The organism is Actinomadura logoneensis (assembly GCF_003428695.1).
GTDB lineage: Bacteria > Actinomycetota > Actinomycetes > Streptosporangiales > Streptosporangiaceae > Spirillospora > Spirillospora logoneensis.
Map to the genome: position 1 here is coordinate 1 of NZ_QURH01000891.1, position 6,386 is coordinate 6,386.

7 protein-coding genes are annotated in these 6,386 nt (G+C 74.6%); 3 read left to right on the top strand and 4 right to left on the bottom strand.

Going from position 1 to position 6,386, the window contains the following annotated elements:
- The 3 genes from ggt to DZF91_RS30035 form a co-directional block, all read left to right on the top strand.
- Positions 1 to 1,858: gamma-glutamyltransferase (ggt, locus tag DZF91_RS30025; RefSeq protein WP_407920952.1), on the top strand; the 1,858-nt coding region annotated here is incomplete at its 5' end.
- A gap of 49 nt (positions 1,859 to 1,907) precedes the next feature.
- Complete coding sequence (gene cutA, locus DZF91_RS30030; RefSeq protein WP_117360465.1) at positions 1,908 to 2,255, top strand: divalent-cation tolerance protein CutA; 348 nt, start codon at positions 1,908 to 1,910, stop codon at positions 2,253 to 2,255.
- 209 nt (positions 2,256 to 2,464) lie between these two features.
- Positions 2,465 to 3,424: an oxygenase MpaB family protein gene (locus tag DZF91_RS30035; protein ID WP_117360466.1), complete on the top strand. Its 960-nt coding sequence runs from the start codon at positions 2,465 to 2,467 to the stop codon at positions 3,422 to 3,424.
- A gap of 107 nt (positions 3,425 to 3,531) precedes the next feature.
- Here DZF91_RS30035 and DZF91_RS30040 read toward each other — a convergent pair whose 3' ends face one another.
- From DZF91_RS30040 to DZF91_RS30055, 4 genes are all read right to left on the bottom strand, one after another.
- Positions 3,532 to 3,831, bottom strand: coding sequence for a metal-sensitive transcriptional regulator (locus DZF91_RS30040; protein ID WP_117360467.1), 300 nt, complete (start codon positions 3,829 to 3,831; stop codon positions 3,532 to 3,534).
- Between the two features lie 75 nt (positions 3,832 to 3,906).
- Positions 3,907 to 4,503 carry a histidine phosphatase family protein gene (locus DZF91_RS30045; protein WP_117360468.1) on the bottom strand — a complete coding sequence of 199 codons (597 nt, stop codon included), beginning with the start codon at positions 4,501 to 4,503 and terminating at the stop codon, positions 3,907 to 3,909.
- A 16-nt stretch (positions 4,504 to 4,519) separates the two neighbouring features.
- A complete protein-coding gene (locus tag DZF91_RS30050; protein ID WP_117360469.1) occupies positions 4,520 to 5,713 on the bottom strand; it encodes a globin domain-containing protein in 1,194 nt (397 codons plus the stop codon).
- A 77-nt stretch (positions 5,714 to 5,790) separates the two neighbouring features.
- Positions 5,791 to 6,234, bottom strand: coding sequence for an RrF2 family transcriptional regulator (locus DZF91_RS30055; RefSeq protein ID WP_117360470.1), 444 nt, complete (start codon positions 6,232 to 6,234; stop codon positions 5,791 to 5,793).
- Between the last annotated feature and the right edge of the window lie 152 nt (positions 6,235 to 6,386).

The window sequence follows — 6,386 nt, forward strand, 5'->3', positions numbered from 1 at the left end:
CGTCGCCGTCACCGCCGTCGCGGCGGTCGTCGCGGCGCTGGCCGCTCCCGGCCAGGCCACCGCCGCGCCCGCGCCCACCGCACCCTTCGCGCGTGAGTCCACAGCGCCCTTCGCGCCCGCGCCCACCGCGCCCGACGGCAAGCAGCCCGTCGCGACCGGTTACGGCGGCGCCGTCTCCACCGTCGACCCGGACGCCAGCCGCAGCGCGATCGAGGTGCTGCGGAAGGGCGGCAACGCGATGGACGCCGCCGTCGCCGCCACCGCGACCCTCGGCGTCACCGAGCCGTACGTCGCGGCGATCGGGGGCGGCGGCTACTTCACCTACTACGACGCCCGCAGCCGCCGCGTGTACACGATCGACGGACGCGAGAAGGCGCCGGGGGCGATGCGGGAGACGTCCTTCCTCGACCCGGCGACGGGCAAGCCGCTCGCCTTCGACGAGGCCGTGACCAGCGGCCTGTCGGTCGGCGTGCCCGGCACCGTCGCGCAGTGGGACACCGGACTGCGCCGCTTCGGGACGCGCTCCATGGCCTCCCTCCTCCAGCCCGCGATCCGCGTGGCCGAGCACGGCTTCACCGTGGACCAGGAGTTCCAGGACCAGACCGCCACGAACGAGGCGCGGTTCCGCGACATCGTCCCGACCCGCGAGCTGTTCCTGCCGGGCGGGAGGCTCCCGCAGGTCGGCTCGACCTTCCGCAACCCCGACCTCGCGCGCACCTACCGCGAGCTGGCGAGGCGCGGGCCGTCCTGGCTGTACGGCGGGGAGCTGGGCAAGGAGATCGTCCGGACCGTCCGGCACCCGCCCAAGGACCCGGCCGCCACCCGCAACGTCCGGCCGGGGCTGATGAGCGACGCCGACCTGCCCGCCTACCGGCCGGTGTGGCGCGACCCGACGCACGTGAGCTACCGCGGCGTGGACGTCTACGGCATGGCGCCGTCCTCGTCCGGCGGGACGACGGTGGGCGAGGCGCTGAACATCCTCGGCAACTACCGGCTCAGCCCCAAGGACCCGGTCACCGCGCTGCACTACTACCTCGAGGCGTCCAAGCTCGCCTACGCCGACCGGGGCGCCTACGTGGGCGACCCCGACAAGGTGGACGTCCCGGTCCGGGAGCTGCTGTCGCGCGGCTACGCCCGCGAGCGCGCCTGCCGGATCAGCCCGGACACCGCCGCGACCGCACCCGTCCCGCCGGGCAGCCCGGACGGACGGTACGGGCACTGCCGGCCGCCCGCCGCCACCGCCCGGCCGCTCGGCCAGGAGGGCCCGCAGACCACGCACCTGGTCGTCGCCGACCGGTGGGGGAACGTCGCGTCGTACACGCTGTCGATCGAGCAGTTCGGCGGCAGCGGGCTGACCGTCCCCGGCCGCGGGTTCCTGCTCAACAACGAGCTGACCGACTTCAGCTTCCAGCCGCCCGCCCCCGGCGCGGCGCCCGACCCGAACCTGCCCGGCCCCGGCAAGCGTCCGCGCAGCAGCATGTCCCCGACCATCGTGCTGCGCCACGGCCGGCCGATGCTCGCGGTCGGCAGCCCCGGCGGTTCGACCATCATCACGACCGTGCTGCAGATCCTGCTGAACCGGGTCGACCTCGGGATGGACCTGCCGGACGCACTCGCCGCGCCGCGCGCCACCCAGCGCAACACCCCGCAGGTGTTCGCCGAGCAGGGGTTCCTCGACCGGTACGGGCCGGCGCTGACCGCGAAGGGCCACCGGCTGGCGCTGTTCCCCGGCCCGCCCGCCGGGCAGATCGGCGCCGCGACCGGCCTGGAGTTCCTGGCTCCCGGCCTGGTCAGGGCGGTCGCCGAACCCGTCCGCCGGCACGGCGGCAGCGCGCTCGTCGTGTGGCCGAGCCGGTGACCGGGCGCCCGCCGGGCTACGATCGGTGCACGGGGGAAGGAGCTCGGTGATGGCCGACGCCTACGTTCAGGTGACCACGACCACCGACTCGCGCGCGGAGGCGGCGGCGCTGGCGAAGTCCGCCGTGACCGAACGGCTCGCCGCCTGCGCGCAGCTGGTCGGCCCGGTCGCCAGCACCTACTGGTGGGAGGGCGAGATCGAGGCGGCCGAGGAGTGGATGGTCGTCTTCAAGACCACCGTCGACCGCTTCGACGAGCTCGCCAGCCTGATCACCGACGAGCACTCCTACGACACGCCGGAGATCATCGCCACTCCGGTCGTCGCGGGCAGCATGGACTACCTCGCCTGGGTGGCCGAGCAGACCGGCCCCCAGGACACCGAACCCGACGACGCCTGACCTCGGCGCCTGAACCCGACGGCGCCTGACTCCGGCGGCGCCTGACTCCGGCGGCGCCTGACTCCGGCGTCCGCACGGCCGCTCCGCGCGCGGTGTGAGGCCCGCCATATCCGGGAAATAAGTGGTTACTTGCGTCACCGGACGTGGTTTCCTCGAGGCGTGCGCGCGGCGCCGGCCGGCGCGCGGACGGTGCGGGAGAGGAGCGGGCGATGGCGATCGACGCGCACCCGGACAGCCGGGCGGTTCCGGACGGCGGGGACCCCGGTGCACACCTCGCCGAGGACTTCGGCGAGGATTTCGGCGGGGGCCTCGGGGAGGAGCGCGGCGAGGACTTCGGGCTGTTCGGGCCGGGGTCGGTGACCTGGCGGGTGATGGGGGAGCCGGTGCTGGTCGTCGGCGGAATCCGCGCGCTGCTGCTCCAGGCGCTGCACCCGCACTCGATGTGGGGGACCGCGCAGAACTCCGAGCTCATGGACCCGGCCACCGCGTGGGCGCGGCTGGGGCGCACGGTCGAGTTCGTCCGCGTCCGCACCTACGGGACGCGCGAGGAGGTCGAGCGGGTCGGGCGGCGCGTCCGCAAGCTCCACTCCAAGCTCACCGGCACCGACCGGCGCACCGGCGAGGTGTTCCGCGTGGACGAGCCGGAGAGCCTGCTCTGGGTGCACATGGGCGAGGTCGACTCGTACCTGGACGTCGCGCGCCGCTCCGGCGTCCCGCTGAGTCGCGCCGACGCCGACCGGTTCGTGGACGAGCAGCGCCTCGCGGCGGCCGTCGTCGGGCTCGACCCGGCGGACGTGCCGTCCAGCGTGGCCGAGATGCGCGACTACTACGCCGGGATGCGCCGCCACGTCTGGGCCTGCGAGGAGGCCAGGGAAGGGTTCCGGCGGATGTTCAACCCGGCGCTGCCCGGCAGGCTGATGCCGCTGAAGCTCGCCGCGCCCGCCGTCGGCGTGCTCGTGGTGTCCACGCTGCCGCGCTGGGCCCGCCGCAAGTACGGGCTGCCGGGGCTGCCCACGTCCGACCTCGCCGCCACGCTCACGCTCAAGGGCCTCTACCGGACGACCCGGGTCGTCCCCGAGCGGTACCGGTACGGCCCGGACGCCCGCCGCGCCCGCGCGCTCATCCGCGAGCACGCCGCCGGCGCCTCCGGCTGGGCCATGGCCTCCTGAATCCGGACGGGGCCTCCTGGCCAGGACGGGACCTCCTGGCCCGGACGGCCCACGAGGCGGCACGAGGCGCGGTACGAGGCGGCACGAGCCGGCCGCCGGCGGTGGGGTCAGCCGCGGCGCATGAGGCGGCCGACGGCGGCCATCAGCTCGGTGGACATCATCTCGGACTTGCCCTCCTGCGAGCCCTCGGCCACGCAGTGCCGGACGTGCCCGTCCAGCAGGCCCAGCGCCACCTTGTCGAGGGCGGCCTGGATCGCACTGATCTGCGTCAGGATGTCGATGCAGTAGCGGTCGTCCTCCACCATGCGCTCGATGCCCCGCACCTGGCCCTCGATGCGGCGCAGCCGCGTGCCGAGCTGGTCCTTGGTGGCGGTGTAGCCGCGGGTCGGGGTCTCGCTCGTCGCCATCTCGTCCTCACAGTCGCCGGCGTGCCGGGGGGCTCGCCCACGATACCCCCCGGGGGGAACCCCCCTGGGGGTATATTACCCGCTTCGCGGCGGGACGTTCCAGGTCGTGATGACCGGGCGGTCGTGCTCGTGGCCGAGGGTGGAGACGGTACCGGTGCCGAGGGCGAACAGCCTTCCGTCGGTGGGGTCGAGACCGAGCCAGCGCGCGGTGAGGACGCGGAGCACGTGCCCGTGGGCGACCAGGACCACGTCCCCCTCGGCGAGCAGCGGGCGGACGCGGGTGAGGACGTTGTCGGCGCGCTTGCCCACCTGCCCGGCGCTCTCGCCGGGGTGGTCGGCGTCACCGGGGATCACCCCGTCGTCCCAGAGGTACCAGCCGGGCCGCGACGCGCGGATCTCCTCGCTGGTGATCCCCTCGTAGCCCCCGTAGTCCCACTCCCAGAGGTCCGGGTCGGTCTCGTCCACCGCCAGGCCGGCGAGCTCGGCGGTGCGCCGCGCCCGCTCGGCCGGGCTGGAGACGACCTTCACCGGACGGAGCCCGGCCAGGGCGGGGGCGAGGGCGCGCGCCTGCGCCTCGCCCGCGGCGGTCAGCGGGACGTCGGTGCGTCCCGTGTGCCGCCGGTCCCGGCTCCACTCGGTCTCGCCGTGCCGAAGGACGATCAGTTCCCCCATGGGGACACCCTACGGGTCAGGCGGCGGCGAGCCAGAGGTCGGGTCCGAAGACCTCGTAGTGGATGTCCGACGCCGGGACGCCCCGCTCGATCAGCTGGGCCCGGACGGAGCGCATGAACGGCAGCGGGCCGCACAGGTAGGCGTGCAGGCCCTCGGGCAGCTCGACGTCCGACAGGTCCACCAGGCCGGTGCGCTCGGCCGGCCAGGGCTGCTCCGGGTGCTCGTACCAGGTGAGGTCGGTGCCCGCGGGCAGCTTGCCGACCAGGCCGGCCCGCTCGTCCCGCAGGGCGTGCGCGTCCGGCGCCCGGTCGCCGTGGACGGCGATCACGGGGGCGCGGTGCCCGTCCTCGACGAGCTGCTTGAGCATCGCGACGATCGGGGTGCAGCCGATGCCCGCCGAGGCGAGCAGCACCGGGCCGTCGGCGTCGTCCAGCACCAGGTCGCCGTAGGGGGCCGACACCTCCAGCGTGTCGCCCACGCGGACGGTGTCGTGCAGCCGGTTGGAGACCTCGCCCGCCGGGTCGCCCTCCTCGCGCTTGACGGTGATCGTCCGCTCCCGGGCGCCCGGCGCGTCGGTCAGGCTGTACTGCCGGATCTGGCGCGCGCCGTCCGGCAGCGGCACCCGCACCGACACGTACTGCCCGGCGCGGAACGGGGCGACCTCGGCGGAGTCGTCGGCGGGACGCAGCCGGAACGTCGCGGTGACGCCGGTCTCCTCGACGCGCTCGGCGACGACCCAGGTGCTCCAGACGTCGCCGGCCAGCACGCCCTGCTCGGCGTACAGCCGCCGCTCGATCTCGATGAGGGCGTTGGCCATCAGCCAGTAGACCTCGTCCCAGGCGGCGGCGACCTCCTCGGTGACCGCGTCGCCGAGGACCTCCACGATCGCCGCGAACAGGTGCTCGTGGACGATCGGGTACTGCTCGGGCAGGACGCCGAGGGAGGCGTGCTTGTGCGCGATCCGGGACAGCATCGCGTCCGGGCGCTCGTCGGGGTGCTCGACCAGCGCGGTCGCGAAGGCCGCGATCGACCCGGCCAGCGCCTGCTTCTGCGTGCCGGCCGCCTGGTTCCCCCGGTTGAACAGGTCGCGCAGCAGCTCGGGGTGCGCGGCGAACATCCGCGGGTAGAACACGGCGGTGATGTCGTTGATCGCGCCGCCGACGACGGGGAGCGTGGCACGGACGACCTCGGCGGACCGGGGGGAGAGCATGGCGCCTCCAAATTGGTATCTGATCTACTGATTTAACGGCGGACGGGGAGTGGGGGGCAGGAGGTGGCTGCCGAGCGCTACCCGGAGGGCGGGCGCCCGGACAGTCCGAGGAGCACGGGGCCGGTCGGTGAGGCGACCAGGTCGGCGAGCGTCACCTCGTCCAGGGACGCGAAGAACGCCTCCTGCGCCCGGCGCAGCGCCGACCGCAGCCGGCACGCCTGCCGGAGCGGGCAGGGCACGTCGCCCTCGCACTCGACGACGTCCCTGGCGCCCTCCAGCTCGCGGACGAGCCGTCCGACCGACGCCGTGCGGCCGGCGTCGGTCAGGCTGAGCCCGCCGCCGCGTCCGCGCCGGGTCTCGACCACGCCGAGCCGCTGCAGCCGCGCCACCACCTTGGCGAGGTGGTTGTAGGGGACGCGCATCTCCTCGGCGATCCGCCGGGCCGTGCTCGGCTCCGGGTCGATCGCCGCGAGACTCATCACCACGCGCAGCGCGAGGTCGGTCGCCTTCGTCAACCGCATGATCCAAGCGTAGGAGAACTTGCATGCGAGATGCGCCTTTTGGGCCGTGGGGGTGGTCACATGACCTACCGCGTCCGCGGCGCCGCACCCCGCGCCCTGGTCCGCGCCGCCTCCCGCCGGGCGCGGGCCGTCCCGGAACGCGCGACGGCCCG

Excerpts from the sequence above, each read along its gene's own strand:
- DZF91_RS30035 (WP_117360466.1), top strand. The coding sequence starts at position 2,465 with ATGGCGATCGACGCGCACCCGGACAGCCGGGCGGTTCCGGACGGCGGG.
- DZF91_RS30045 (WP_117360468.1), bottom strand. The coding sequence starts at position 4,503 with ATGGGGGAACTGATCGTCCTTCGGCACGGCGAGACCGAGTGGAGCCGG.
- DZF91_RS30055 (WP_117360470.1), bottom strand. The coding sequence starts at position 6,234 with ATGCGGTTGACGAAGGCGACCGACCTCGCGCTGCGCGTGGTGATGAGT.
- DZF91_RS30040 (WP_117360467.1), bottom strand. The coding sequence starts at position 3,831 with ATGGCGACGAGCGAGACCCCGACCCGCGGCTACACCGCCACCAAGGAC.
- cutA (WP_117360465.1), top strand. The coding sequence starts at position 1,908 with ATGGCCGACGCCTACGTTCAGGTGACCACGACCACCGACTCGCGCGCG.
- DZF91_RS30050 (WP_117360469.1), bottom strand. The coding sequence starts at position 5,713 with ATGCTCTCCCCCCGGTCCGCCGAGGTCGTCCGTGCCACGCTCCCCGTC.